This is a genomic window from Bacillus sp. AFS015802 (genome assembly GCF_002561455.1).
In the GTDB taxonomy this organism is placed as follows: Bacteria; Bacillota; Bacilli; order Bacillales; family Bacillaceae_B; genus Rossellomorea.
Genome location: NZ_NTUP01000013.1, coordinates 247033 through 272475 on the forward strand (window position 1 = coordinate 247033; position 25443 = coordinate 272475).

General features: G+C 43.2%; 29 protein-coding genes. All 29 read right to left on the minus strand.

The window, feature by feature from the left end:
- Positions 1-8: 8 nt before the first annotated feature.
- The 29 genes from CN378_RS10125 to hslU all read right to left on the minus strand — a co-directional run bounded on the left by CN378_RS10125 (position 9) and on the right by hslU (position 25436).
- Positions 9-1088, minus strand: coding sequence for a protein-glutamate methylesterase/protein-glutamine glutaminase (locus tag CN378_RS10125; RefSeq protein ID WP_098351760.1), 1080 nt, complete (start codon positions 1086-1088; stop codon positions 9-11).
- A 9-nt stretch (positions 1089-1097) separates the two neighbouring features.
- Positions 1098-1958, minus strand: coding sequence for a MinD/ParA family protein (locus CN378_RS10130; RefSeq protein WP_098351761.1), 861 nt, complete (start codon positions 1956-1958; stop codon positions 1098-1100).
- The gene (gene flhF / locus CN378_RS10135) at positions 1939-3102 is read right to left on the minus strand and encodes a flagellar biosynthesis GTPase FlhF (protein WP_098351762.1); all 1164 of its coding nucleotides are present in this window, start codon (positions 3100-3102) and stop codon (positions 1939-1941) included. The genes CN378_RS10130 and flhF overlap by 20 nt, the downstream gene beginning before the upstream one ends.
- Positions 3099-5135 carry a flagellar biosynthesis protein FlhA gene (gene flhA / locus CN378_RS10140; protein WP_098351763.1) on the minus strand — a complete coding sequence of 679 codons (2037 nt, stop codon included), beginning with the start codon at positions 5133-5135 and terminating at the stop codon, positions 3099-3101. Before flhA ends, flhF begins: the two co-directional genes overlap by 4 nt.
- Positions 5136-5153: 18 nt before the next feature.
- Positions 5154-6236 (minus strand): flagellar biosynthesis protein FlhB, encoded by a 1083-nt coding sequence (gene flhB, locus CN378_RS10145; protein ID WP_098351764.1) that lies wholly within the window; start codon positions 6234-6236, stop codon positions 5154-5156.
- A gap of 1 nt (position 6237) precedes the next feature.
- Positions 6238-7014, minus strand: coding sequence for a flagellar biosynthetic protein FliR (gene fliR / locus CN378_RS10150; RefSeq protein WP_098351765.1), 777 nt, complete (start codon positions 7012-7014; stop codon positions 6238-6240).
- A 4-nt stretch (positions 7015-7018) separates the two neighbouring features.
- Positions 7019-7288 (minus strand): flagellar biosynthesis protein FliQ, encoded by a 270-nt coding sequence (gene fliQ / locus CN378_RS10155; protein ID WP_098351766.1) that lies wholly within the window; start codon positions 7286-7288, stop codon positions 7019-7021.
- A 14-nt stretch (positions 7289-7302) separates the two neighbouring features.
- On the minus strand, positions 7303-7968 hold the full coding sequence (gene fliP / locus CN378_RS10160) for a flagellar type III secretion system pore protein FliP (RefSeq protein WP_098351767.1): 666 nt from the start codon (positions 7966-7968) through the stop codon (positions 7303-7305).
- Positions 7961-8599: a flagellar biosynthetic protein FliO gene (locus CN378_RS10165; RefSeq protein ID WP_098351768.1), complete on the minus strand. Its 639-nt coding sequence runs from the start codon at positions 8597-8599 to the stop codon at positions 7961-7963. The genes fliP and CN378_RS10165 overlap by 8 nt, the downstream gene beginning before the upstream one ends.
- 25 nt (positions 8600-8624) lie before the next feature.
- On the minus strand, positions 8625-8987 hold the full coding sequence (locus CN378_RS10170) for a response regulator (protein ID WP_098351769.1): 363 nt from the start codon (positions 8985-8987) through the stop codon (positions 8625-8627).
- 36 nt (positions 8988-9023) lie between these two features.
- Positions 9024-10181, minus strand: coding sequence for a flagellar motor switch phosphatase FliY (fliY, locus tag CN378_RS10175; RefSeq protein WP_098351770.1), 1158 nt, complete (start codon positions 10179-10181; stop codon positions 9024-9026).
- Positions 10171-11169, minus strand: a complete 999-nt coding sequence (gene fliM / locus CN378_RS10180; protein WP_098351771.1) for a flagellar motor switch protein FliM — start codon at positions 11167-11169, stop codon at positions 10171-10173. Before fliM ends, fliY begins: the two co-directional genes overlap by 11 nt.
- Positions 11170-11203: 34 nt before the next feature.
- On the minus strand, positions 11204-11629 hold the full coding sequence (gene fliL, locus CN378_RS10185; protein ID WP_098351772.1) for a flagellar basal body-associated protein FliL: 426 nt from the start codon (positions 11627-11629) through the stop codon (positions 11204-11206).
- Entirely contained in the window at positions 11626-11841 is a 216-nt protein-coding gene (locus tag CN378_RS10190; protein ID WP_098351773.1) for a flagellar FlbD family protein, read from the minus strand. Before CN378_RS10190 ends, fliL begins: the two co-directional genes overlap by 4 nt.
- 64 nt (positions 11842-11905) lie before the next feature.
- Positions 11906-13135, minus strand: coding sequence for a flagellar basal-body rod protein FlgF (flgF, locus tag CN378_RS10195; protein WP_098351774.1), 1230 nt, complete (start codon positions 13133-13135; stop codon positions 11906-11908).
- Positions 13136-13207: 72 nt separating this feature from the next.
- Positions 13208-13588, minus strand: coding sequence for a TIGR02530 family flagellar biosynthesis protein (locus tag CN378_RS10200; protein ID WP_098351775.1), 381 nt, complete (start codon positions 13586-13588; stop codon positions 13208-13210).
- An 11-nt stretch (positions 13589-13599) separates the two neighbouring features.
- Entirely contained in the window at positions 13600-14229 is a 630-nt protein-coding gene (flgD, locus tag CN378_RS10205) for a flagellar hook assembly protein FlgD (RefSeq protein ID WP_098351776.1), read from the minus strand.
- Between the two features lie 8 nt (positions 14230-14237).
- Positions 14238-15512, minus strand: a complete 1275-nt coding sequence (locus tag CN378_RS10210) for a flagellar hook-length control protein FliK (RefSeq protein ID WP_098351777.1) — start codon at positions 15510-15512, stop codon at positions 14238-14240.
- 32 nt (positions 15513-15544) lie between these two features.
- Positions 15545-16135 carry a MotE family protein gene (locus CN378_RS10215; protein WP_098351778.1) on the minus strand — a complete coding sequence of 197 codons (591 nt, stop codon included), beginning with the start codon at positions 16133-16135 and terminating at the stop codon, positions 15545-15547.
- A 4-nt stretch (positions 16136-16139) separates the two neighbouring features.
- Positions 16140-16586: a flagellar export protein FliJ gene (gene fliJ / locus CN378_RS10220; RefSeq protein WP_098351779.1), complete on the minus strand. Its 447-nt coding sequence runs from the start codon at positions 16584-16586 to the stop codon at positions 16140-16142.
- 5 nt (positions 16587-16591) lie between these two features.
- A complete protein-coding gene (gene fliI, locus CN378_RS10225; protein WP_098351780.1) occupies positions 16592-17911 on the minus strand; it encodes a flagellar protein export ATPase FliI in 1320 nt (439 codons plus the stop codon).
- Positions 17908-18681 (minus strand): flagellar assembly protein FliH, encoded by a 774-nt coding sequence (gene fliH / locus CN378_RS10230; protein ID WP_179884865.1) that lies wholly within the window; start codon positions 18679-18681, stop codon positions 17908-17910. The genes fliI and fliH overlap by 4 nt, the downstream gene beginning before the upstream one ends.
- On the minus strand, positions 18674-19687 hold the full coding sequence (gene fliG, locus CN378_RS10235) for a flagellar motor switch protein FliG (protein ID WP_098351782.1): 1014 nt from the start codon (positions 19685-19687) through the stop codon (positions 18674-18676). Before fliG ends, fliH begins: the two co-directional genes overlap by 8 nt.
- 11 nt (positions 19688-19698) lie before the next feature.
- Positions 19699-21297: a flagellar basal-body MS-ring/collar protein FliF gene (fliF, locus tag CN378_RS10240; protein ID WP_098351783.1), complete on the minus strand. Its 1599-nt coding sequence runs from the start codon at positions 21295-21297 to the stop codon at positions 19699-19701.
- A 33-nt stretch (positions 21298-21330) separates the two neighbouring features.
- Complete coding sequence (gene fliE, locus CN378_RS10245) at positions 21331-21636, minus strand: flagellar hook-basal body complex protein FliE (protein ID WP_098351784.1); 306 nt, start codon at positions 21634-21636, stop codon at positions 21331-21333.
- A gap of 17 nt (positions 21637-21653) precedes the next feature.
- Complete coding sequence (flgC, locus tag CN378_RS10250) at positions 21654-22115, minus strand: flagellar basal body rod protein FlgC (RefSeq protein ID WP_098351785.1); 462 nt, start codon at positions 22113-22115, stop codon at positions 21654-21656.
- Positions 22116-22117: 2 nt separating this feature from the next.
- Positions 22118-22507, minus strand: coding sequence for a flagellar basal body rod protein FlgB (gene flgB, locus CN378_RS10255; RefSeq protein WP_098351786.1), 390 nt, complete (start codon positions 22505-22507; stop codon positions 22118-22120).
- Between the two features lie 640 nt (positions 22508-23147).
- A complete protein-coding gene (codY, locus tag CN378_RS10260) occupies positions 23148-23927 on the minus strand; it encodes a GTP-sensing pleiotropic transcriptional regulator CodY (protein ID WP_098351787.1) in 780 nt (259 codons plus the stop codon).
- 96 nt (positions 23928-24023) lie between these two features.
- Positions 24024-25436 (minus strand): ATP-dependent protease ATPase subunit HslU, encoded by a 1413-nt coding sequence (gene hslU, locus CN378_RS10265; protein ID WP_098351788.1) that lies wholly within the window; start codon positions 25434-25436, stop codon positions 24024-24026.
- Positions 25437-25443: the final 7 nt, after the last annotated feature.

Here is a 25443-nt window from a genome sequence, read left to right on the forward strand (position 1 = left end):
ACACCTCTCTACACCATGTAGGTCATTATTGATCGAGGAATATCCCCGATATGTTCCACCCTATCCACTAACTTTGTGGAGATAGCCGCTTTCGGCATCCCAAACACAATACAAGTCTCTTTTGATTCTGCAATGGCCTTCACTTCGCCCCGTTCTTTAAGCTTGATCAGTCCATCTGTGCCATCAGAACCCATTCCTGTCATGATGACAGCTATCTTCCCATAGTCAGGGATGAGGCTTGCAGACTCGAACAATATGTCGACTGAAGGTCTATGACCATTTCTGGGTGCTTCATCTTTTGAAAGTTGAATCGATAAATTCGCTCCGGACTTTACCACCCTTGTATGAAAACCGCCGGGGGCAATATAAGCTGTCCCATTTTGAAGGACTTCCCCATCCTCAGCTTCCTTCACACAAATGGCAGATTGACCATCCAACCGGTTGGCGAGTGATCTGGTAAAACCTGGGGGCATATGCTGCACTACAACGATGGGGGCAGCAAGATGACGTGGTAACCCTGTCAATACGCTCTGCAAGGCGCGCGGACCTCCCGTAGATGTTCCTATCAGGATCATTTTAGGGGGATTCGTGAATCCTGCATGATCAAAGGATGACGGTCCTGTCACTTCGTGTGAGCGCCTCAATGGTTCACATGTCGCTTCCTTTCGGTAAACCTTCGTCATTTTCGTCACATTCACTTTGCTTGCCGCCAATACTTTATCTACCATTTCATGCTGGACCTTATGAAGATCCAATGAAATGGTCCCTGAAGGTTTCGCTATGAAATCAACGGCTCCAAGCTCCATTGCCGTAACAGTCTCCTCCGCGCCTTCCCGGGTTGTAGAAGAAAGCATGACGACTGGGACGGGACATTCCTCCATGATCCGTCGTAAGGCTTCGATCCCATTCAGCAACGGCATTTCTACATCAAGGGTCACAACATCGGGCCGAAATCTTTTAATCTTTGCAACCGCGTCTTCTCCATTCCTTGCGATTCCTATTACTTCCAGCTGGTTGGAGGCTGTTAAAAAATCACTGATAAGCTTTCTCATAAATGCAGAATCATCTACAACCAGAACCTTTTTCATTCAGGACTTTTACCTCCCAAAAAATAATTTTCGAATACTCTTTACAAACCCTGTGCTTTTACTGTTTGGGTACTCGTCAGTACCCATCAGGTGATGAACCATCGTCCGAAGGCTCAAAGCCATGGCTGATGCAGGATAACCGACGACTATGGGCGTTTGATGAATGACTGCCTTCCTGACAGTTGAATCCTCAGGCAGTACCCCTAAAGATTCGATTTCCTTATGAAGGAATTTTCTCATCGTTTCTTGTAATCTAGTGATGGTATCAAGACCTTCATTCTGGTATTCCGCCCGATTACATAAAAGATAGAACGGTTTATCCCCATCCCTGAGGTAAATGTATTTCATCATGGAATAAGCATCCGTAATGGATGTCGGCTCGGGAGTTGTAACGACTATGATTTCATCCATCGCGAGCAGAAATTCCAATGTTTCCTTTGTAGCGCCAGCGCCCATATCAAATAGAATGTAATCAAACTTATGGATGGCATATTCCATCACTTCAAAAAAGCGTTCAATATGCTTTTCTTTCCATTCAACGATATTTTTTAGGCCATTACCCCCACTTATGTAGGAAATACCATGAATATTTTCACATATAATCGTTTCGATTTCTAGTTCTTTTTCCTCAATATAGTCCATGATGGAGTAGGAATGATGACTTCCCAGTAAAATATGAATATTTCCCATTCCTATATCAAGATCGAATAAAAGTACCTTCTTATTTTCTTTCCCAAGCAGAATGGAAAGGTTTGTCGATATATTCGATTTCCCAACCCCTCCCTTTCCACTGACAATCGCAATGGTCTTGGCAGGTTCGGAATCAGCCAGGAGCATCTTTCTCCTCAGGTTATATGCTTGATCTTTCATGGCTGTATCCTTTCATTAGCAATCGGACGATTTCATCCACATCCATCTCCGTTATGTCTTCGGGAACATCCTGTCCATTCGTCACATAGGCTGCTCCGATTTTCATTTCTGACATGACATTAATCATGGAACCGTAGCTCACGGTCTCATCCAATTTCGTGAAAATAAAACGGTCAATATCAATAGAAGAAAACTGTGAAATAATTTCCTTCATATCCTGCTCTTTGCTCGTCAATGATAGAACCAGGTAGGTTTCCATTTGATGGGTAAAATCAATGATCTCTTTCAAATCCTCTACGTATTTCTTTTCCCTGAAGTTACGACCTGCTGTATCAATGAACACATGATCGTAGTCACTGAACTTTTCGAGTGCCTTTTTAAAATCTTCCATCTTATAGACGACTTCAACGGGGACATTCAACAGACCCGCATAGGTCTTCAATTGTTCGATCGCTGCGATCCGGTAGGTATCGGTTGTGATGAAGGCGATTTTCATCCTTTTCTCTATCACTGCTTCAGCAGCCATTTTGGCAAGCGTCGTGGTTTTTCCCACACCTGTTGGACCGATGACATTGATATATTTCCTTTTATAACTCACACCGCCGAGTTCAATCCCTTTTAAGTGGTCGCGGAGGAAGCGTTTAACTTCATTGTTGGCCCATTCATCCCTTCCTTCAGCTGAAAGGGATCCTGGTTCGATTTTCTTTTCCAACTCCCCCCCGAGTTGAAACAGAGTGGAATCATTTACGCCATGTTCCTTAAGGTAATACAGGATTTCTTGAACATCTTCAGGGAATTTTTCAAATTGGCTTTTTGATTTCATGGTGAATATCATTTGTTTTAATTCCTTTAATTCCGCTTCTACCGATCTGGTAGATTCTTGCCCCATCTTCTTTTCATTGGCAGATCTTTTGAGCGGTTGTGAAGCAGCTTTTGTTTTCAATCTGCTGATTTCCAGCTTTTCGTTTTCAACCTCAGGGTCGATGGCTGCGATCACTTCAATCATCTTCTTCTTAAACAATCCCATAAAGCCGCCTGAGTATGTGACTTTGGAATTTAGAATGACGGCATCTTCACCGAGTTCAGCCCTTACCCTCTTCATTGCTTCATTCATGGATGGAGCCGCATATTTCTTTACTTTCATCCTACATTCACCACCCCTAAACTTTGTACTTCTACATTTGCCTCTAATTCGTTATACGAAATGATGGGTACCTGCGGAAAATATCTTTCAGTCAACTGCCTTACGTACATCCTTACTGCAGGTGAACATAAAATCACGGGGGATTCCTCCATAAGGGACAGCTGTTCCACTTGAGAAGCGACAGCTTCCAATATGCCTTGAGAATCATTGGGATCCATGGATAAATAATTGCCGTGCTCCGTCTGTTGAATGGCATCCGCAATCATTTTCTCTACCTTTCCACTCATGGTGACCACCTTTAACGAATCGTCTCCTTGGACATATTGATTGGTAATCTGTCTTGCGAGTGCCTGCCGGACATATTCTGCCAAAAGGTCGGTATCCGAACTCATCTTTCCATAGTCGGCAAGTGTTTCAAAAATAATAGGCAAATTTCGGATCGATACATTCTCTTTCAATAACTTGGAGAGTACCTTTTGTACTTCTCCCACGGTTAACGGATTGGGTGTCACTTCCTCCACCAGGATCGGGTAAGATTCCTGCAGATGATCAATGAGCTGCTTCGTTTCTTGTCTGCCAAGGAGTTCGTGAGCATTGTTCTTAATCATCTCCGTGATGTGGGTTGATACCACTGATGGGGGATCGACTACAGTATATCCGAAAATCTCTGCCTGCTCCTTCATATCTTCTGAAATCCATTTAGCAGGAAGGCCGAATGATGGCTCAATCGTATCGATCCCTTCTATGGAATCATCCTCCACCCCTGGACTCATCGCCAGATAATGATCTAAGAGGAGCTCACCCCGGGCCATTTCATTTCCTTTGATCTTCAAGCGATATTCGTTCGGCTGAAGCTGAATATTATCCCGGATCCTTACGACCGGAATGACAAGGCCAAGTTCGATGGCCAATTGACGTCTGATCATCACGATCCTGTCAAGAAGATCTCCCCCCTGGTTCGTATCTGCCAGTGGAATCAATCCGTATCCAAATTCAAATTCAATCGGGTCGACATTCAGAAGGTTCACGACGCTTTCAGGACTTTTCATTTCGTCCTGCTCCACCTCTTCTTCCATTTCCATCAAGTCTGTTTCATTTTCTTTAGGCGACCTGGAAAGCATATAACCACCGACCCCTAAAAGGGCTGCTACCGGGATCGTTAATATGTCATTGATTGGTGTCGCTACCCCCAACATGAAAATGGTAAACGCGGATACGTAGAGCATGACAGGATAGGCAAGGAGTTGATTCATGATATCCTGTCCGAGATTCCCTTCAGATGCTGCCCTTGTTACAACGATACCCGTAGCCGTGGAGATTAACAGCGCCGGGATTTGACTGACGATTCCGTCCCCGACTGTCAGAAGTGAGTAACGGGTTGCAGCCTCTGCGATAGGAAGTCCCTGCTGGGTCATGCCGATGATGATTCCGAATATTAAGTTGATCATGACGATGACGATCCCGGCGATCGCGTCACCTTTTACAAACTTGGACGCACCGTCCATCGCGCCATAGAAATCGGCTTCTTTTCCCACTTTTTCCCGTCGATTCCTGGCATCGTGTTCAGAGATCATTCCTGCATTCAAATCGGCATCTATACTCATTTGTTTTCCCGGCATGGCATCCAGGGTAAAGCGTGCCGCAACCTCAGATACACGTTCGGATCCTTTCGTGATGACGATGAATTGAATGACGATCAATATGATGAATACCACAAGTCCGACGAGTATATTTCCACCTACAACGAATGTTCCAAAGGTTTCCACAACGTCCCCCGCTTCACCCTTACTAAGGATCGATCTCGTTGTGGAAACATTTAGACCCAATCTAAAAAGCGTCAATAACAACAATAGGGAAGGAAAAATAGAAAATTGCAAAGGTTCATTCATATTCATGGAAATTAGGAGCACAAGTAATGCGAGTGAAATATTAATAATGATCAATAAGCTCAATAACCAGGATGGGAATGGAATGATAAGCATGGCAACGATTAATATGACACTGGCTAGTACGGATAAATCTCTTGCTGACATTATTTCTCTCCTAACTGCTTACATCTTGTTTTTTATACGGTAAACATAAGCTAAAATTTCTGCTACGGCCTTGAAAAACTCTTCCGGAACGGCATCTCCGATTTCTGCCGAGTCATAAAGTGAACGGGCAAGCGGCCTGTTCTCCACCATGACGATATCATTTTCTCCTGCAATGTATTTTATTTTTTGCGCCATGTAATCGACACCCTTCGCTACGACAAATGGGGCATCCATTTTATCCTCATCATATTTAAGCGCAATGGCAAAGTGAGTGGGATTGGTGATCACCACGTCTGCCTCCGGGACTTCCTGCATCATCCGCCTCATGGCCATCTCCCGCTGCCTTTGCTTAATTTTGGATTTGATGAGGGGGTCCCCTTCAATATTTTTGTGTTCATCCTTCAGATCCTGTTTTGACATCCGGATATTCTTTTCGAAATCATATTTCTGATAAAGAAAATCGAAAAGAGATAAAAATAATAAAGCCAGGGAGGCTGCAATCCCCATTTGGACCGTCAGGCTTGCCATCGTGGTTAACGAATCTCCCACCGATTTAAAGGACAAGCTTAACACCCGGTCGATGTTCATCCAGAGGATGACAAACGTAATGGCCCCTACAAAGGAAATTTTCAGTATTGATTTTAATAATTCAACGATTGCCCGTAATGAAAAAATCCTTTTGAATCCTTTGATGGGATCTATTTTCTCCAGTTTAGGCTGTAAAGGCTCTGTCGTGAACATCACACCCACTTGTATGTAGTTTGAGAATAAGCCGGCAAGGAGTGCAACGAGCATGATGGGACCAAGAAGCAAGGCAATCTCCTTCATCAGGTCCATCGTGATCACTTGAACGGTATTTTCAGTGAGATCCATGAGCATGTATTCCTGAAACGTTTGATGAAACAAATTAAACACGATATCCCCTATATAGGAAGCACTGAAGGTCATAAATAAAAATACAGCTAGAAGAATAATGGCCGTATTGACGTCCTGGCTTTTCGCTGTTTGGCCTTTTTTCCTGGCGTCTTCCCGTTTTTTCGGGGTTGCTTTTTCTGTCTTCTCCCCGCTGAAATACTGTAGGTCTAATGATAGCCACTGCAATTTATGTGCCTCCAATAATTTTCATTAAATCTCTCATGGTTACAAACATCATTTCAAACAACTGCTGCATGACAGCAAACGTAACCCCCATGACAATGAATAATACGATAAATGCCACGGCAATCTTAATGGGAAACCCCACGACAAAGACATTCAGCTGGGGGACGGTCCGGGCCACGATCCCAAGAGCCACGTCTACCAGGAATAATGTAGCTACTACGGGAATGGACATCTGAAAAGCGATGATGAACATGGAATTAAAAGCCGTGATGACATAATCGGCCAGGTTCTCATTTCCAAATGGAATCCATGGACGATCGATGGGAATCAATTGATAACTGTAAAAAATGCCATCGAGCAGTAAATGATGCCCATTTATGGCGAGCAATAACAGCAGGGCGAAAGTATACAAATATTGTCCCGTCAATGGACTCTGGGCCCCCGTTTGTGGATCGATCACGTTGGCAATGGCAAAACCCATTTGAAAGTCGATGAATCCCCCCGCTATCTGAATGGCCGTCACGATCATGTAGGCAACAAAACCGATCAACAGACCGACCATGGCTTCCTTCATGATTAATAGAAAGTATTGTCCGTTGATGTCAAATGCCTTTGAGTCAATCGTATAATACATCACCCAGGAGAGAACCACTGAAAATGCAATTCGATGCTGTGCAGGTATATTCCGGTATGAAAATAAGGGCATCGTGACAAAAAAAGCCGAAACCCTTACAAATACAAGGAGATAAACCGATAGAATAGGAACCAGTTCTTCCATCCTCTTAGCCTACGAACCTTGTTAAATCTGAAAAAATCTGTGATGTATACGTCACAAGCTTTGTTAACATCCATGGCCCAAAGAAGACGATGCCGATCATCACGGCAACAATTTTCGGAATGAACGCAAGGGTCTGTTCTTGTATTTGTGTCGTCGCCTGGAAAATACTGACGATCAACCCGACGACAAGGGCCAACAGCAGCAGCGGGCCCGATACGATGAGGGTAACGTAGATTCCCCTCTCTGCTATAGCAATTACGGATTCAGCATTCATTGAAACTCACCTACTTAAAAGCTTTGTAAAAGAGATTTTATTACTAAATACCAGCCATCCACTAACACAAACAATAAAATCTTGAACGGCAGGGATATCATGACAGGGGGCAGCATCATCATACCCATGGACATCAAGACACTCGCTACGACCATATCGATGACCAAAAATGGGATAAAAATCATAAATCCTATCTGAAAAGCCGTCTTGATCTCACTCAATGCGAAAGCCGGCACTAAGGATGTTAGAGGAATATCTTTCACTGATGCGGGACGCTCTGCCCCTGAATATTCCAGAAACAATTCCAGATCCTTCTGTCTCGTCTGCTTACTCATAAATTCTTTAAAGGGAATCGAAGCTTTCGTGTATGCTTCTTCCAGATTGATCTCTTCGTTAAATAGAGGTGTCAATGCTTCATCATTCACCTCTTGAAAAGTAGGAGCCATGATAAAGAATGTCAGAAATAAAGAAAGTCCGATCAATACCTGATTCGGAGGCATTTGCTGAGTGGCAAGGGACGTGCGGACAAAAGACAGGACGATCATGATCCGGGTGAAGGATGTCATTAAGATCAGAATACTCGGTGCCAGTGATAAGACAGTAAATAATAATAGCAGCTTAACACTTGTCGACACATTATCAGCAGAACTGCTATTAAAAAACTCCATGAATTCATTCATCTGAATGATTCCCCTTATTTTTTAACTCCTCGAGCATCTTTTTTCTTCCCTTGTTCATTTCCTCGAGCTGGGATTTGAATTGCGCTTGAAACGAGCTCGGAGCCTTTTCGGGAGAAGAGCCTTTGACCCTGGTCAACAAGCTTGATACCGCAGATTTAGCATCGGGGTATTGGGATTCCTCATAATAGGAAAGAATCTCTTCTTTTTCACTTTCATCCCTTACCTCTTTCAAAAGCTGAATATCTTCACCCACACCTAATACGAGCACCTGTTTGCCTACCTTCACTATCTGCACGGAACGGTTCCCACCAAGGGGGGCTCCGCCTAAATGATTGATTAATTTTGTTTGTTGGAAGGATCTTCCTTTTTGATTAATAAACTTTAATAGAAAATATATGAGTGCTACTACAAAGACAAGAGCGACGATCATCTTTAGGTAATCGACAAACGTGACGGAAGTGGCAAGTCCTGATTCAGAACCTTCCACTTCATTCGTTTGCTGCCCCTCGCACTTATCTGGATGCTCAATGCAGTCTTTCACATTATTCACTTCAGCAAATGCTGTCAGATCCCCGGCCGCTGCCGTGATGATGAATAGCATCATACCTAATAGAATTTGAAACTTTTTCAATCACATGCACCTTCTTATTGATCTGTTAGCTTAATGCTTTCTGGATTGCTTCAATGACACGATCTGCCTGGAATGGTTTCACGATAAAGTCCTTCGCCCCGGCTTGAATGGCATCGATGACCATGGCTTGTTGTCCCATGGCTGAACACATGATAATTTTCGCACCGGCATCGATCGCCTTGATTTCCTTCAAGGCTGCTATTCCATCTTTTTCAGGCATCGTAATATCCATGGTGACAAGGTCCGGTTTTAACTCCTTGTATTTATCCACAGCCTGACTTCCATCCGCTGCTTCCCCGACTACATCAAACCCATTTTTCGTCAGGATATCCTTAATCATCATTCTCATAAAGGCTGCATCATCTACGATTAAAATTTTATTCGCCATTACCCTCATCCTCCATCATCTAATTAGAAATACTTCTTATTTTAGTTTTTTTATGCGATCACTTTGACTTACGATATCTGTGATCCTGACACCAAAGTTCTCGTCGATGACTACGACTTCACCTTTAGCCATCAACTGGCTGTTCACAAGGATGTCCACCGGCTCTCCCGCTAACTTATCAAGCTCGATGATCGAGCCTGATGATAATTCCAGGATGTCTCTGACAGATCGATTTGTTCTTCCAAGTTCCACTGTCACTTGAAGCGGAATATCCAACAGCATATTTAAATTTTTGGTCTCTTGTTGACCAAGAGTGGCAGGCTCAAAGCTAGAGAAGGAGGCAGGCTGTACATTTACAGGTTCAGAGAATCCCCCGTGTCCTCCCAGATGCTGAGGCTGTGATGGCTGAGAGTTGGTCGTCGTTTCCACACCATATTCCGGTTCAGGATCAGCTTTTGGTGCCTCCATACCCGGAGCGGACGTTGCCGCCACTTCCTCCGTGGCACTTCCATTCATTAATTCATCTACAAGACTTCTAGCAAAGGAGAGCGGTAGGAGCTGCATAATATTAGAATCGATAAGATCCCCAATTTTCAATGAAAACGATACCTTTACCAGCAGGTCTTGATCCGGAAGATTCTCTTCTCCTTCACCTTGTGGGATATACATGAGATCAATGGTTGGCGGTGATATATCGACTTTCTTGCTGAATACAGTCGACATGGATGTAGCGGCGGATCCCATCATCTGATTCATGGCCTCTTGTACAGCACTGAGCTGAATCTCACCCAGTTCACCAGATGGATTTCTGCCATCACCACCGAGCATCAAATCAGCAATGATCGACGCATCCGATTGTTTGATCACCAGCAAATTCACCCCCGAGAACCCTTCGGTATATTGAACCTGTATGGCTACATAGGGATGAGGAAATTCCTCTTCTAAATAGTTCTTGTTAATTATGGTTACTTTAGGGGTCGTTATTTCTACCTTCTGGTTCAGTAAAGTGGATAGTGCAGTTGCAGAACTTCCAAAAGAAATGTTCCCAATTTCCCCTAAAGCATCTTCTTCCATGGAGCTGATGTAATCACTCATATTTATCTCTTTACGGCCTTCTATTTCCTCTTCAGGCTCTGCAGAACCGCGAAGCAACGCATCTATTTCATCTTGAGATAACATGTCATCACTCATCATCGTCGTCTCCCCCCTTCAACGAATCTAAAATTTGTACTGCCATTTTTTTATTTGATTTACCCGGCTGAGCGGTAAATTTAGGAATCTCACCCACTTTAATAATTAAAGGGTCATCGATTCGGGAATTCATTTCGATTACATCACCTATCCCTAACATAAGGAATTCCTCAATGGTGATATCCGATTGTCCTAATTCAGCCACGATCGGAACTTGTGCTTGTTTGATTCTTCTTTCCAGAAGAGCAGTTTCTTCCGGGTTGCTTTCTTTCCGTTTTGATTCCATCCAATAACTGCCTGATAATTTCGGAAGAATGGGTTCCAATACCACGTGAGGAATGCAAATATTGATCATTCCACTCGTTTCACCGATCGTTGTATTCAATGAAATCACCACGACTGTCTCATTTGGAGAGACCATTTGCAGAAACTGAGGGTTCACTTCAAATTCAGCAAAAAGTGGATCAACGTCCACCACTGTGCTCCAGGCCTCCCTTAGATTCTCAAACGCCTTTTCAAATAATTGACTCATGATCCTCGTCTCGATTTCTGTCAAACTCTCGACTTTATTGACACTGACCCCTCTACCACCCATGACGCGATCCATCATGGAATACGCAATATTCGGGTTGATTTCCATCAGGATCCTTCCATCCAACGGAGGCAGTTCATAGACATTCAAAATCGTCATTTTCGGAACGGAACGTATGAATTCCTCATATGGGATTTGATCAGCAGAAGCTACGTTAATTTGAACATATGTCCTTAACTGAGCAGAGAAATACGTGGTTAAAATCCTTGCGAAGTTCTCATGTATCCTTGTTAAACTCCTGATCTGATCTTTTGAAAACCGTAACGCCCTCTTGAAATCATATACTTTGACTTTTTTTTCTTCTTCTTCTTTTTTGAAATCATCCGCGCTCATCTCCCCAGTATTGAGGGCAGATAATAGAGCATCTATTTCACTTTGAGACAGAATTTCGCTTGCCATCCCTTCACCTCCAAACCTTCCGTTATGGGCTGCCTTATTGAATCATCATAGAGGTGATATACACTTTTTCTACCGCGCCTTCCTGCATAAGGGAGTTCACTTTGTCTTTAACCTTAGTCTCGACCAATTCTTTTCCTTTTTTCCCTTGCAGTTGTTCTGCTTTCAATTCTGAAAGCTCTTCTATGATGATATTATTCACTTGAAAATCTCTCTTTTCTAATTCTTCCTTCGCTTTTTTACTATCCGTTTGGATTTTAAATGAAATCCGGATAAAGTCATTGCTCATTAAATTCGTTGTCGTTTCAGGTATGTCCACCGAGTTTTCTATCACTTCTTCGATGGTAGGATCTTTTGCTTTTTCCTCCCCGGAAAATTTCAGTACAACGACCAGGGCTATGACACCGACAAGGGTAATGGTCACCAATGAAATCATCATGATGGTTATGGCTTTACTCTTCAACTTGTACTCCCTCCCTCCTGGGCCAGATTAAGCAGGTTTACTTTTTGAAAGAAGGAAAGTGATAGGGCGTTGACCTCGTGCACCGCTTCTTTCACAACATACCTTCTACCATTTGTTAATAGAATGGTAGTATCGGGAAACGCTTCAACTGTTTCTATGTATAGGGCATTTAACGTAAATGATTTACCATTCAATCTGGTCAATGCAATCATTGGTATTCGGGACTGACATAACCGTTTGACAGCTTTGTCAGTCCCTTCCTCCCTTTTTTAGGAATTAACGTTTCAAGTTTACAAGCTCTTGCAGGATTTCATCAGACGTTGTGATGATACGTGTATTTGCCTGGAATCCACGCTGAGCTGTGATCATCTCTGTGAATTCTTCGGATAGATCTACGTTGGACATTTCAAGTGAACCTGACTGGAGTGATCCCCTTCCCTCTCCGGCAACCCCCTGATTTGGAAGACCTGAGTTATTGGAAGCCTGAAACAGATTATTTCCGGCTTTCGTCAAACCGCCTGGATTGGAAAATGTGGCAAGCGCCAACTGACTCAATACTCGTACTTCTCCATTCGAAAATACTCCGTTCACCTCACCGGAAGAACCGATATTGAAGCTTTCCAGATATCCTTCTGAGTTTCCATCAACCGTATCGACATTCGCGGAGGAGGAGCTGTCAAACTGAGTGATTTTAGAAAAGTCCAAATCTATCGTTTGACTCGGGTTTGCCCCTGTTGAATTATTTAATGTGATTGGAAAAGGCACATAGCCTGAAGCCGGTGATTGCACTTTCCCGGCGTTGTCAAAAGTGATTGTTGTATTCTCGTTGACGGTTACTCCCGGAGTCAAACTGGATACAGTAGCATTCCATTGATTTAAACCTGTCTTCTCCATCAAGATTTTCAAACTAATGTCCTGCCCCAACGAATCTTTCACTTTTGTCTCTAATTCTACTTGAGTATTATTAGGTGCACTGGACTTCAAGTTACCATTATAAGCAGCGACACTAGTGGCTTGAGGAGCCATTGTAGTATTGGTATCGATCTTGATATCAGCAGTACCGCTCTTATTGACAACACCACTTGCATCGACTGGATAACCCTGCACAAGATTCCCCTGACCTGTCACCAGATTTCCGTTTGAATCCAGGTAGAAATTCCCGGCACGGGTGAACATTTCGTTATTTCCTTGTCTGACAACGAAGTATCCATCTCCAGAAATGGCGACATCCAATGAGCGTCCAGTAGTCTGGAGGCTTCCCTGGGTCTGGATAGTATCAATGGATGATAGGGAGGATCCAAGCCCAACTTGTTTGGCATTTTGTCCTCCACGGTCAGCAGTTGCCCTGCTGGCACCGGAAACGGTTTGGTTCATGAGATCCTGGAACGTCACACGGCCTTTTTTGTATCCGTACGTATTCACATTGGCGATATTATTACCGATAACATCCAATTTCGTTTGAAAGTTTTTCATTCCACTTATACCTGAATACATTGAACGTAGCATGAATTTTTTCCCCTTTCGTATGAGCTGCTTCTGTCATTCCGCAGCGTTTAGGCTTCCTTCTTCAGGTCCGGCCTATGAATCGATCAATATGGTTCCGTTTATATTAGTAAAAATTTGAGTTTGGGCTTCTTCACGGTCCATTGCCGTGATCACCGTTCGGTTTTTCGCACTTACAATCAATGCGGCATCCTTCAGTATCACCAGAGAATCCTGTACACCCTTTGTTTTAGCTTCATTCACTTTCTCCCCGATCTTCTCCCAGGTTTCAGGAGGAATGGAGATTCCTCGTTGTTCCATTCTTGTCCTTGCATGTTTACTGACCTGTAAGTGCTGAACCGCTTTGTCCAATTGGTCTTGAAATGAGGTAGATGGACGGGTAGTTGGTTTTGCTGCCTTAGTATGATAATTGGGCGTAATAGGTTGCGGTGAACGATGAAAGAATGTCTTTTCCATACAACCACTCCCTAAGATTCAATCTTCATTAAACGATCACTGGAAACTTTCTCTCCATCTTCTGTATGAACCCAGATTTGTGAATCTTTCTTAGAAACGGACTGGACCACCCCGCTCACTTCTCCTTCTTCTCCACTCCAGGTTACTTTCTTCCCAATCAACATGGATGCACTTACGAGAGAAGAATCCCCGCTTCCGGTTGTATTCACTTGAGATATATTCCCTGGGCTCAAGATCGTCCCATCCTCCATGATGAATTCGACGGAGTCCCCTTTGAAACGGACACCTTTAACGAGTCCTTGCCCTTCTTGTATTTCAGGTGCTGCATCCGAATCAGATTCAGTGATTTTATGCCAGGTCACTTGCTTCCCTACAAATTGATTATAAGAAATCAGCTGTGACTGACTTTGATTATCTACAAACTTTTCCATAGTCTTGGTTAGATTGGTCATTTGCTCCAAGGAAGAAAACGTAGCCATTTGTGCGATAAAGTCTTTGTCCTGCATGGGATTTAAAGGGTCTTGATTTTGCAATTGTGTCATCAGGATTTTGAGGAAATCATCTTTCCCTAAGATATCCCCCGATGCCTCACGCTTAGCCTGAACGGTGGAATAAAGTAAACTCGGATCTATTTTCGTCATATCATCACCTATATTTCGGTATTTACGAGGTAATCCTTAAAGGATTGATTTCCCTCTTCCTGGTTCGAGTCCGGTTGGTCGGAATGTTGCTGTTTTTGCTGCTGTGAAGACTGCTGTTGTGATTGTCCCTTAAACGGTCGCTCTGTATCCGCAAGTGCCTGTGAGATCTCTATCTTCTCAACATGGAGGTTTTGGGACGAAAATGCATGCTTTAACCCTTGAATATGTGAATCCAACATGTCTTTGGCACTTGCCGTAGAAGCCAGGATCTTCGCTGTCATGACCCCATTTTGCTGCAGAAGCTCTATTCTCAATGATCCCAATTGTTCCGGGTAAAGTTTAATCAATAATTTACTCATGTTAGGTTGAACCATCATATTCGATTTACTCAAGATATTCTGGAATTCTTTAACAAACTGCTCGTATTGAACGGAGCGACTGGTCGATGTCAGGCTCATTGAGAAAGTATCGGTCTTTGACAGTACAAAAGGAAAATTGGTTCCTTGATTTGACAGAATATGTTTCTTATCCAGGGTGGAAGCATCCGCCTTAGGATTCTTTTCAAGGGTTTCGTCAGGTAATCGACGTGTATAGGCTTCTCTTAGAACCCGGGACCACCCACCGGGGGGTTGACCCATTTTCGATACCGATCCTTCTATTCCTGTTTGGATATTCTTCACCATCTCTTTTAGCTCAGAAGCTTTCGAAGCATCCGTAACATGCATGTCCCGGTTACGAGCGAATAATTCCATTACCTTTGAGAGCTTCAGGGCATCCTCAATTCGTCCCTGAGTGTTCATCCCTTGCAGTGCGTTCTCAATCACAGACTTTAACCCTTTGACATCCTGGGTAAGGGCAGATTGCAGGAGTTGCAGTGCACCAAGAAGGTTATCATAAACGTCTTTACTGGAAGCAGGAGAGGCCAAGGTCCCTAACAGGACGGACTTCATATCAGAGAAAAGTGTTTGGATTTCCCCTGTATTCACACCGATCACGTCAGCGATTTGCTCAATATCAAGTTCTTTCACTTTGGATAATTCGTCAATCTGCGCTTGGGACAGGCCGAGCTCTTCCATCTCATCCGCCGCAAGAATGGCTTGGAGGTTAGCGAGAAGTGAGAGGGCACCATCCTGTTCTTTTATTTCTTCCTTCCCACTAACCTGATTGGAGACAAAGCCCAGAAGTTGTCTAGAAAATCCTTCCATTCCTTTTTTGTGCAGGGCCGTTCCCTTACTCATCGATGTCAGAGTGCTTGCCTGTGGAGTACCGATTCCGATTTCCATTATTTCACCTCCCTTTCATAGAAGAGATTCGATCATTCACCTGCAGATAGAAGACCAGTATACTTCGCCGCATCCTCTGGAGGCATTTTTTCCAAGATATCAGCCAGGGTATCAGGTTTGATATTTGATAGAATCTTCATCGCCTCTTCATCTTCCATATTCATAAGAACCGGAGCGGCACTCTTTGCTGACATCGATTCAAATGTACTGACTACTTCTTTAAATGCGCGTTTGTTCTCTTCCCCTATTTGCCGTAATTCAGCCAGTTCCTCTTTCTGCTGCTGGATGGTAGCCTGGAGTTGTTCATTTTCAGTGTCTTTTTCATCCATTTCACTTTGAAGCCTGGCCATTTTAGCCTCTTGATCTTCCATTGAAGCTTTTAATGAAATGATTCTCTCTTGTAATTGTTTACGGTCCACCGCATCATCTGAAGGAATGACCTTGGCCAAAAAAGGAATATCAGAGCTTAATGATTGTGCTTTCTCAAATACATTGATCCCTGAAAACGTCATGATGACCAAAGCGAAGGTGATTGCAAACAAGAGAGGAATGACGATGATAAAAATAAATCTTTGGAAACGATTGTGTGACTCTTTCTTTTCCTCTTCGATTACCTTTGCCATGAAATCACCTTACTCCCCGTTTCATATATTGGACGACGGACACTTCGTCTAACTGTTTATTTTCATTGAATTGGATATTTTGAAGGAAACGTCCGAAATCTCTTTCTTTCATTTTTTCGTACTTTTTCACTTCAACATTCATATCCACAAGCTTTTCTTCGTACCAGTTCATCCGATTGCGCGCTTGTATCACCAGGTCCTGGTAGTACGAAATGGTCTTCTCAAGGTTGGTGATGAACTGTTGATGATGACGAATATCCTGAACGGATAAGCCCCCTTGTAATTTAGTTTCCTGATGGAGTTCAAGGGTTTCTTTCTTTTTCAAGAGTTCATATAGCTTCTCGGCAACTGTTTCGAACTTTTCGATAGAGCTTCTATACATCTCTTGGACTTCATCTTTTTCTTTTTCTTTTAACGACAGTATTCGCTGAAATTTGTACTGATAACTCATCCGATTCATCCACCTTTTTCCGATAGCTCAATAAGTTCATCAACACTTGCGGGAAGAGAGACCTTTTCGTAAACACCCTGTTTCAAAAAGGAAACGATACCTGGATAATATTGAATGGCCTCATCGACTTCACGGGATGTTCCCTTTTTGTAGGCCCCAATCTGAATCAGGTCTTCAGAGTTCATATACGTACTCAATAACTCCCTTATTCTGGTTGCCGCATGTAAATGTTCCTTTGAGGCCAGGTGATTCATTAAGCGGCTGACACTTTTCAAGATATTGATGGCAGGGTATTGGCCCCGATTAGAGATTTGGCGGTCCAACACGATATGACCGTCAAGGATCCCCCTCACTGTGTCTGAAATAGGCTCATTCAGATCATCACCATCTACAAGAACGGTATAAAACGCTGTAATGCTTCCATTCAGGTTGGTCCCTGTCCTCTCCAGTAACTTCGGTAATATGGCGAATACAGATGGGGTATATCCTTTGGTCGTAGGTGGTTCTCCGACTGCTAAACCGATTTCCCTCTGCGCCATGGCTACCCTTGTGGCTGAATCCATCATCAGCATGACATTCAGCCCTTTATCACGGAAATATTCCGCAATCGCGGTGGCCGTGAAGGCTCCTTTGATTCTCATAAGGGCGGGCTGGTCAGATGTGGCAGCCACTACAATCGTTCGTTTCAACCCCTCTTCACCTAAATCTCTTTCAATGAATTCCCTTACTTCCCTGCCACGCTCTCCGACCAGTGCGATGACATTCAGGTCCGCTTTTGTATTCCTGGCGATCATACCAAGCAATGTACTTTTCCCAACGCCGCTCCCGGCAAAAATCCCTACCCTCTGTCCTTTACCGACCGTCAACATGCTGTCGATGGCTTTTACACCAACCTCCATTTTTTCATCGATTGGAGGTCTTGATAATGGATTGGGTGGCTCCTGTTCCGTGTAGGCGGTACTTAATCCTGACGGCAATTGACTGCCATCAAGGGGGTTCCCCAAGGAATCGATCACTTTCCCGATCAACGATGGTCCTATTTTAATTTCCAACGGCTTTGCAGTCGCTTCCACTAAACTGCCCGGAGAAATATCCTGCATGTTCGTGTATGGCATAAGGATGACTAAATCATCATTAAACCCGACGACTTCCGCTTGTATCACTTTTTGCTTGCCGCGGGAGAAAATATGAATATGACATACCTCACCAACAGAGCTTTCCGGGCCTTGTGACTCGATCATCAACCCGACAACCCGCTTCACTTTCCCGAACTTCTTAAAAGTAGGGATGTGTGGAATATGAGAGATAAGATCTACAGCCTTCATTCCTCTTCACCTTCCAGGAGGTGGTGCAGCTTCAACTTTAATTCTCTTAATTGGGAGTCGATGCTGACAATGACCCGCCCCTGATTCGTTTCGATATAGCACTCTTCAGGCTCTAGATCATCGTTGGCGTAAATGAAACATTGAATATCTGTCGGGAACATCACTTCGAGTTCGGATTTATTTTCTGCGAGAAGCTTATGCCTGGAAGGGTGAACATGAATCTGGATGTGCGGCAGATCTCTCACTTCCTTCAACCCCCGTTCCACGATGGAAAGGAATTGCTCCGGTTCTTCCTCGAGCTTCCGATTCAAGATTTTCTCAGCACATGCGATCCCCAGATCGACAATGACTTTCTCTGCCCTCTGAATATAACCGTCATACTGTTCCCTATTACTCGCGGTTATCTCATTTGCTTCCTGCAGTTTGTCCAGGTATTCCCGGTAGCCTTTATTCCTGCCTTCTTCTTCTCCCTGAAGGTATCCGGTATTATAAGCCTCCTGCATGAGCTTCTCACGTTCTGTTATCCAACTTTCTTTTTCATGATTCAATCGTTCTTCTTCCTGACGAATCATTGCTTGTGCTTCCTGGATGAGTCGTTCCGCTTCACTGGTCGCCTGTTCTATGATTTGATCTCTTCGAAAGGACGCATGGCCTAAAAGTAATTCTTCCTGTGCGGGTACTTCTTCCATCTGGCTCACTCTCTTAAGAGATATGACCTTTTGGTTCTCCTCAATGGTTTGAGCCAAGGTAGACTTTATGATCCTAGACAATAATATCGTCTCCTCCACCACGGGCGATGATGATTTCACCTGAATCCTCTAATCTTCTAATGACGGCTACAATCCGTGACTGAGCTTCTTCCACATCCCGTAATCGAACCGGCCCCATGAATTCCATTTCTTCTTTGAGGGTTTCAACCATCCTGTTGGACATATTCCTGAATACCACTTCTTTCACTTCATCGCTTGACACTTTAAGCGACAGTAAGAGATCTTCATTATCACAATCACGGATGACGCGTTGGATGGAACGGCCGTCAAGTGTGACAATATCCTCAAACACAAACATTCTCTTTTTGATTTCTTCGGCTAATTCCGGATCTTGAATTTCGAGGGCATCAAGAATCGTTTTCTCAGTAGAGCGATCCACTCCATTTAACACTTCCACTACAGCTTCCACTCCGCCGGTTTGTGTGTAATCCTGGGTAACCGTAGCAGAAAGTTTTCGTTCTAAAATGGCTTCCACTTCACTGATCACTTCCGGAGAGGTACCATCCATCACCGCGATCCGCCTTGCGATATCTGCTTGAACTTCCTGCGGAAGCTCTGAGAGGATCTGCCCTGCCTGCTGCGGTTCCAAGTAAGATAGAATAAGCGCGATTGTTTGAGGATGTTCATTCTGGATGAAGTTGAGAATTTGAGCAGCATCCGCTCTCCTTGCAAAGTCAAAAGGTTTGACCTGTAAGGATGAGGTCAGTCGATTGATGATGGCTGAAGCTTGCTCTGATCCCAGTGCCTTTTCCAAAACGGTTTTGGCGTAGCCGATCCCCCCTTGGGAAATATAGTCCTGGGCAATGGCGATATTGTGGAACTCTTCTAAAATATCTTCCTTCGCTTCCGTTTCCACCTTTTTCACCCCGGAAATCTCTAATGTCAATTTCTCGATTTCCTCTTCTGACAAATGCTTATACACAGATGCCGATACATCAGGACCAAGAGAGATCAGGAGGATGGCCGCCTTTTGTTTTCCCGTTAAACCTTTCTCTCTTCTCACCATGTTCATTCCTCCTAATCCTCTGCTAACCAGGTGCGTAACAGTTTCGCAAATTCTTCTGGTTTATCTTTAGCCATTCTCTCCAGCTGCTTACGTCGTATCGAACCTTCTGTTTCTTCTTTCGGTTCAATATCAGGGATATGGACGGGCTCTCTTGTTTCTTCATATTCCATTTCTTCCATTTGCTCTTTCTTTCGTGAACGCATTAAGAAGAATACCAACAGAAGAATCACTACAAGGAGAATGCCTCCAACAACATATATCCACCAAGGCAGGACAGGTTTCTGTTCAGATGCGACGTCTACTTTCCCATTGAATGGTTGAATCGAAACGACTACCTTATCTTCAATTGCCGCATCAGTCAGCTCAGGGTTTGCTTCCTTATCGATGGACGTTCGGACGATCGTAGACAGTACTTGGCGTATATCATCAACTCTGCCTTGAGGTAATGACGACTCCTCTTCAGGATTAGGAGGCTCCACCATGACCTGTATACCAAGATCTCTTATTTTATAAGGACTTTCTACTATTTCTTTTTTAATGCGGTTCACTTCGCTGTTGATCGTTTCTTCCATTCGCTCATAATCACCATTCGATTCTGAACTCGAGCCATATGTAACCCCGCTATTGGTAGGTTCATTGGCATCTCCTGCTCCCGGTGTCCCCCCCGGATTTGCGCCTTCACCCGAGAAGGTTTCGGTTATTCGCTGAGCACTGACAGCAATTCCTTCAATATTTTCTTCATCAACGGGAGTCACGAGGTTTTCTTCACGGTTTTCTTGGGTAAAGTCAATATCAGTTGTAACGGAAACGACTACCTTGTTAAAGCCGATCAGCGTACCGAGCATATTTTGAACCTGCCGTTGAATATCCCGTTCGACTTCTTTCTTTACATTCATTTGCTGGGCAAAATTCCCGCTTCCCATGGAATCATTTTGTGATTCTAAATCAAAATACTCAAAATACTGGTTCATGATGACGATATTCTCAGTAGGCAGGTCAGGCACACTTTTGGATACAAGATGATAAAGTGACTTGATTTGCTTTTGGTCAAACGAAAAGCCGGGCTTCGTATCCAATACGATGGAAGCAGATGCATTCTGAACATCATCATCTAAGAAAATCTGTTTCTCAGGTAGGTTGATCATGACTTTTGCATCCTGTATCCCATCTATCCCTTTCATCAGATCAGCTAATTCCGTTTGCATGGCATCCAGTTTCATCACATTGAATTCATTATCTGTCATACCAAATCCGGCATTTTGACTAAAAAAGCTGTAGTCGATGCTTCCAGAGTTAGGAATTCCCTCTGCCGCAAGTTCAACTTTCAATGTATCCACTTGCTCATTAGGGACCATGATCGTCGAACCGCCTTCGGTGATCTCCGAAGGAATGCCTCTGCCATCCAGATTTTCTTTGATGGTACCCGTTTCTGAAGGTGATAAATTACTATATAAAGGTACGAGGGTAGTCCGTGTTGAAAAGTAACTTACCGCACTGATCAGAATGACAGATATCAGGAAGATGGCTCCCATGCTTATTTTTTGTTTTTTGGTTCTGCTTGTCCAATACGTTTTTATCTGTTCTGTATACTTCTTAAACGATTCATTCATTACAATCCTCCGGTACTCGACTGCATGAGTCTACTACATTGGCATTCTCATTATCTCTTGATAGGCTTCCACTACTTTATTTCGCACTTCCATTGTCGTTTGCAGGGTGATGCTCGCCTTTTGCGAAGCAATCATCACTTGATGGAGATCAACATTTTCACCACGCACAAGCTTTGCCGTTAATTGATCCGACTGAACCTGCATCTGATTGACCTCATCGATGGACTTTTTAAGCAATTGACTGAAATTACCCGTCGCTTCTTGAGGAGAATTATTTTTTTTTACAAATGACGGACTTATAACACTTGGATTTACCGAACTAATATTATGTATTGCCATAGAACTGAAACCTCACTTTATTTACCAATTTCCAGTGACTTCATTAACATCGCCTTATTTGCGTTAAATACCGTTACATTTGCTTCATAGGACCTTGTAGCTGAAATGAGGTCCACCATTTCCCGCAGTGGATCTACATTCGGCAACCGGACATACCCGTCATCATTTGCATCGGGATGCTCCGGGTCATAAACCATTTTGAACGGTGTATCTTTATCCTCCTCGATGCGGGATACCTTGACTCCATTGCCCACAGAGTGATCATCTCTCGTATTCATTGCCTTATTTAGAAAAGAGGAAAACTGATTTTCCTTCGGCGCCATCACTACAGACTTCCTTTGGTAAGGCTGCCACTCACCATTCACCATCCTCCCTCTCGTTGTGTCCACATTTGCCATGTTGGATGAAATGACATCCATCCTTAAGCGCTGGGCAGTCAGAGCAGAAGCGGTTGTATTCATACCTGTAAACAATCCCATGCCTACTTACCTCCCCTTATGACTGTTTGCAGACTGTTAAACTTCCCGTTAATACGGTCTGACAGGGCATTAAAATAAATTTGGTTTGTTGCCATCTCCGACATTTCCTGATCCAGATCTACACCATTTCCATTATGATTATACTGATAATTTGACTTCGTCTTTACTGCTGGATGTTCACTGTTTGAATGAAAGGTAAAATGACGTTGATCGGTTCTTTTCGCTTCAAGTTGTTGAAGGGATTGATCTAACATCGACTTAAATTCTACCTTTTTTGCTTTATAATTCGGTGTATCGACGTTCGCGATATTTTGAGATATGACTTTCTGATTTAAAGAGGCATAATTCAGCCCGTTTTCTAGAGTTGTGAACGTGTTGGAAAAAAGTTTCACTTTAGGTACCTCTATCCGTTTTTTGACATGTTTCAACTATTTTTGACATATTTAGCATACAACAGTATTTATTGTAATGTTTAGCAAGATTAGTGTCTATGAATATTCCGTAAATTTTCAAGAAAGAGGGCGATATTCATTGAATTCGTGACTTTTCATTCACTTTTTAACCTAATATTCCCATGGTTATTTTTACAAATAAATAGGTTTTTTCTAAAAATGTTACATTTATATTACAACAAGCGCGTAATGTTAAAAACGTTTCTTCCATTGGCAGTCGATTCCCGACAAAAATATGCTAATGAAGCGGAAGATTATATAATCATTTCATCCCCTGCATAAGAAAACTTCACCTGTAATCAGGTGAATACTTTAATATCCCCTATCATTTTCACTCTATAACGTGCAGTTGTCGAAATAGGTCGTAACATTGTTGTAACTTTATTGTACTATCCACATAAAAGATGACAATACCAAAAGGACGATTGCCAGTAGTCCATTCGGCTTATTTTCCCTAAACAATCTGACATTTCCCTTCATTCTTCACATAAAAGCTGTGCTGACCTGAACAAGATGATTCAGCCCCATTATAAACAAAAAAAGCTGCTCCCCCGATAAGGGAAACAGCTTTTCACATTGATTAGTTTGTACGCAATTTATCCAGTTCAACGAGGAACTTGTTATTTAAGACTTTAATGTAAGTACCTTTCATCCCAAGAGAACGAGATTCGATTACGCCGGCACTTTCCAGTTTACGAAGGGCGTTGACGATTACTGAACGTGTAATACCGACTCTGTCGGCAATCTTAGAAGCAACCAATAGACCTTCATTTCCATCTAGTTCTTCAAAAATATGTTCAATCGCCTCGAGCTCACTATACGACAATGAACTGATGGCCATCTGTACAACTGCCTTGCTTCTCGCTTCTACCTCGATCTCCTCGGCTTTTTCACGAAGAATCTCCATACCTACTACGGTTGCACCATATTCGGCAAGAATCAGATCATCGTCTTCAAAGCTTGCTTCAAGTCGCGCAAGGATCAACGTTCCCAGTCTTTCCCCACCACCAATGATAGGTACGATCGTCGTTAGACCATTTTTGAAGAACTCTCTATTTTCCACAGGGAAAGCAGTATATTCACTATTCACATCCAGATTTGGAGATGTTTCTTGTACATTGAATAAGTTTTGAGTATACTCCTCGGGAAATTGACGGTCAGCAAGCATTTGTTTCATACGCTCGTTTTCAATTTGCTGATTGATGGCATACCCCAATAGTTTACCACGACGGCTCACAACGAACACATTCGCTTCGATCACCTTACTCAGTGTTTCTGACATTTCTTTGAAATTCACCGGTTTACCGGCTGCTTTTTGCAGCATGGCATTAATCGTTCTTGTTTTACCTAATAAATTCATTACTTTTCCTCCTACTACAACTTAAGTGTATCTATTATTTAATTTAATATTATCTTGAATCCATCTATCTTTACCCAATAGAGGGTAAGTGAAAACTCATAGGATAAACTGACTGAGATCCTTATCTTTTGAAATGGCACCTAACTTATCATCCACGTATTGCGGGGTGATCTTCACCATTTCCAGAGTGATATCGGGTGCTTCGAAGGATAGGTCCTCAAGAAGTTTTTCCATAATGGTATGAAGTCTTCTAGCCCCGATATTATCGGTATTCTGATTGACATCATAAGCAATTTCAGCGAGTCTACGAATAGCATCGTCAGAAAATTCAATTTGTATACCTTCTGTTTCTATTAAAGCAATATATTGTTTAATGATGGCGTTATCCGGTTCAACTAGAATCCTCACGAAGTCGTCTGTAGACAACTTCTGAAGTTCCACCCTGATCGGAAAACGCCCTTGTAATTCAGGGATAAGATCAGAAGGTTTACTCATGTGAAAGGCACCGGCAGCAATGAAAAGGACATGATCTGTCTTCACCGAACCATATTTAGTGACGATGGTCGATCCCTCTACGACCGGGAGAATATCACGCTGGACCCCTTCCCTGGATACATCCGCTGAAGATTGACCCGAGCTCTTGCTTGCGATTTTGTCGATTTCATCAATGAAGATGATCCCTGACTGCTCTGCACGGATAATTGCTTCTTGCGTTACTTCATCCATGTCAATGAGCTTCTGGGCTTCCTCATTGGTCAGAACGGTCCTTGCTTCTTTTACCTTCAATTTACGTTTTTTCTTTTTTTTCGGCATGAAATTACTGAGGGCGTCCTGCATGTTCATGCCCATTTGTTCCATGCCTGAGCCTTGAAGCATATCAAACATGGAGGCTTGCTGCTCCTCTACTTCAATCGTGATGAATTCTTCTTCGAGTTCACCGTTTTCAAGTCTCTTTTCCATCCTTCTTCTTTGCTCCTGAAGGGAAATCTCTTCCTGCTTTTCTTCTTCTTCTTCAGAAGACCCTTGAGCTCCGTTACCCCCGAAGATCATTTCAAATGGGTTCTTATAGGAAGAGGATTTCTTCTTGGAAGGCACAACGAGTTCCACTAGGCGGCGGCTGGCATTTTCAGCCGCTCTTTCTCGTACCCCGACCATTTTTTCCTCTTTTACCAGACGGACGGAGGTTTCCACCAGATCTCTGACCATTGATTCAACATCACGTCCGACATAACCTACTTCCGTAAACTTCGTCGCCTCCACCTTAACAAAAGGGGCACGAACCAATTTCGCTATCCTTCTGGCAATCTCCGTTTTACCGACACCGGTCGGTCCCATCATCAAAATATTCTTAGGGATGACTTCATCTTTCAACACATCTGTCAGGAGGCTCCGTCTATAGCGGTTTCTAAGTGCAACAGCGACAGCTCTCTTTGCATCCTTTTGACCTACAATATATTGATCAAGGCGTTCTACTATTTGCCTCGGCGTTAACTGATCAGTGCTCTTCATCAAGTGG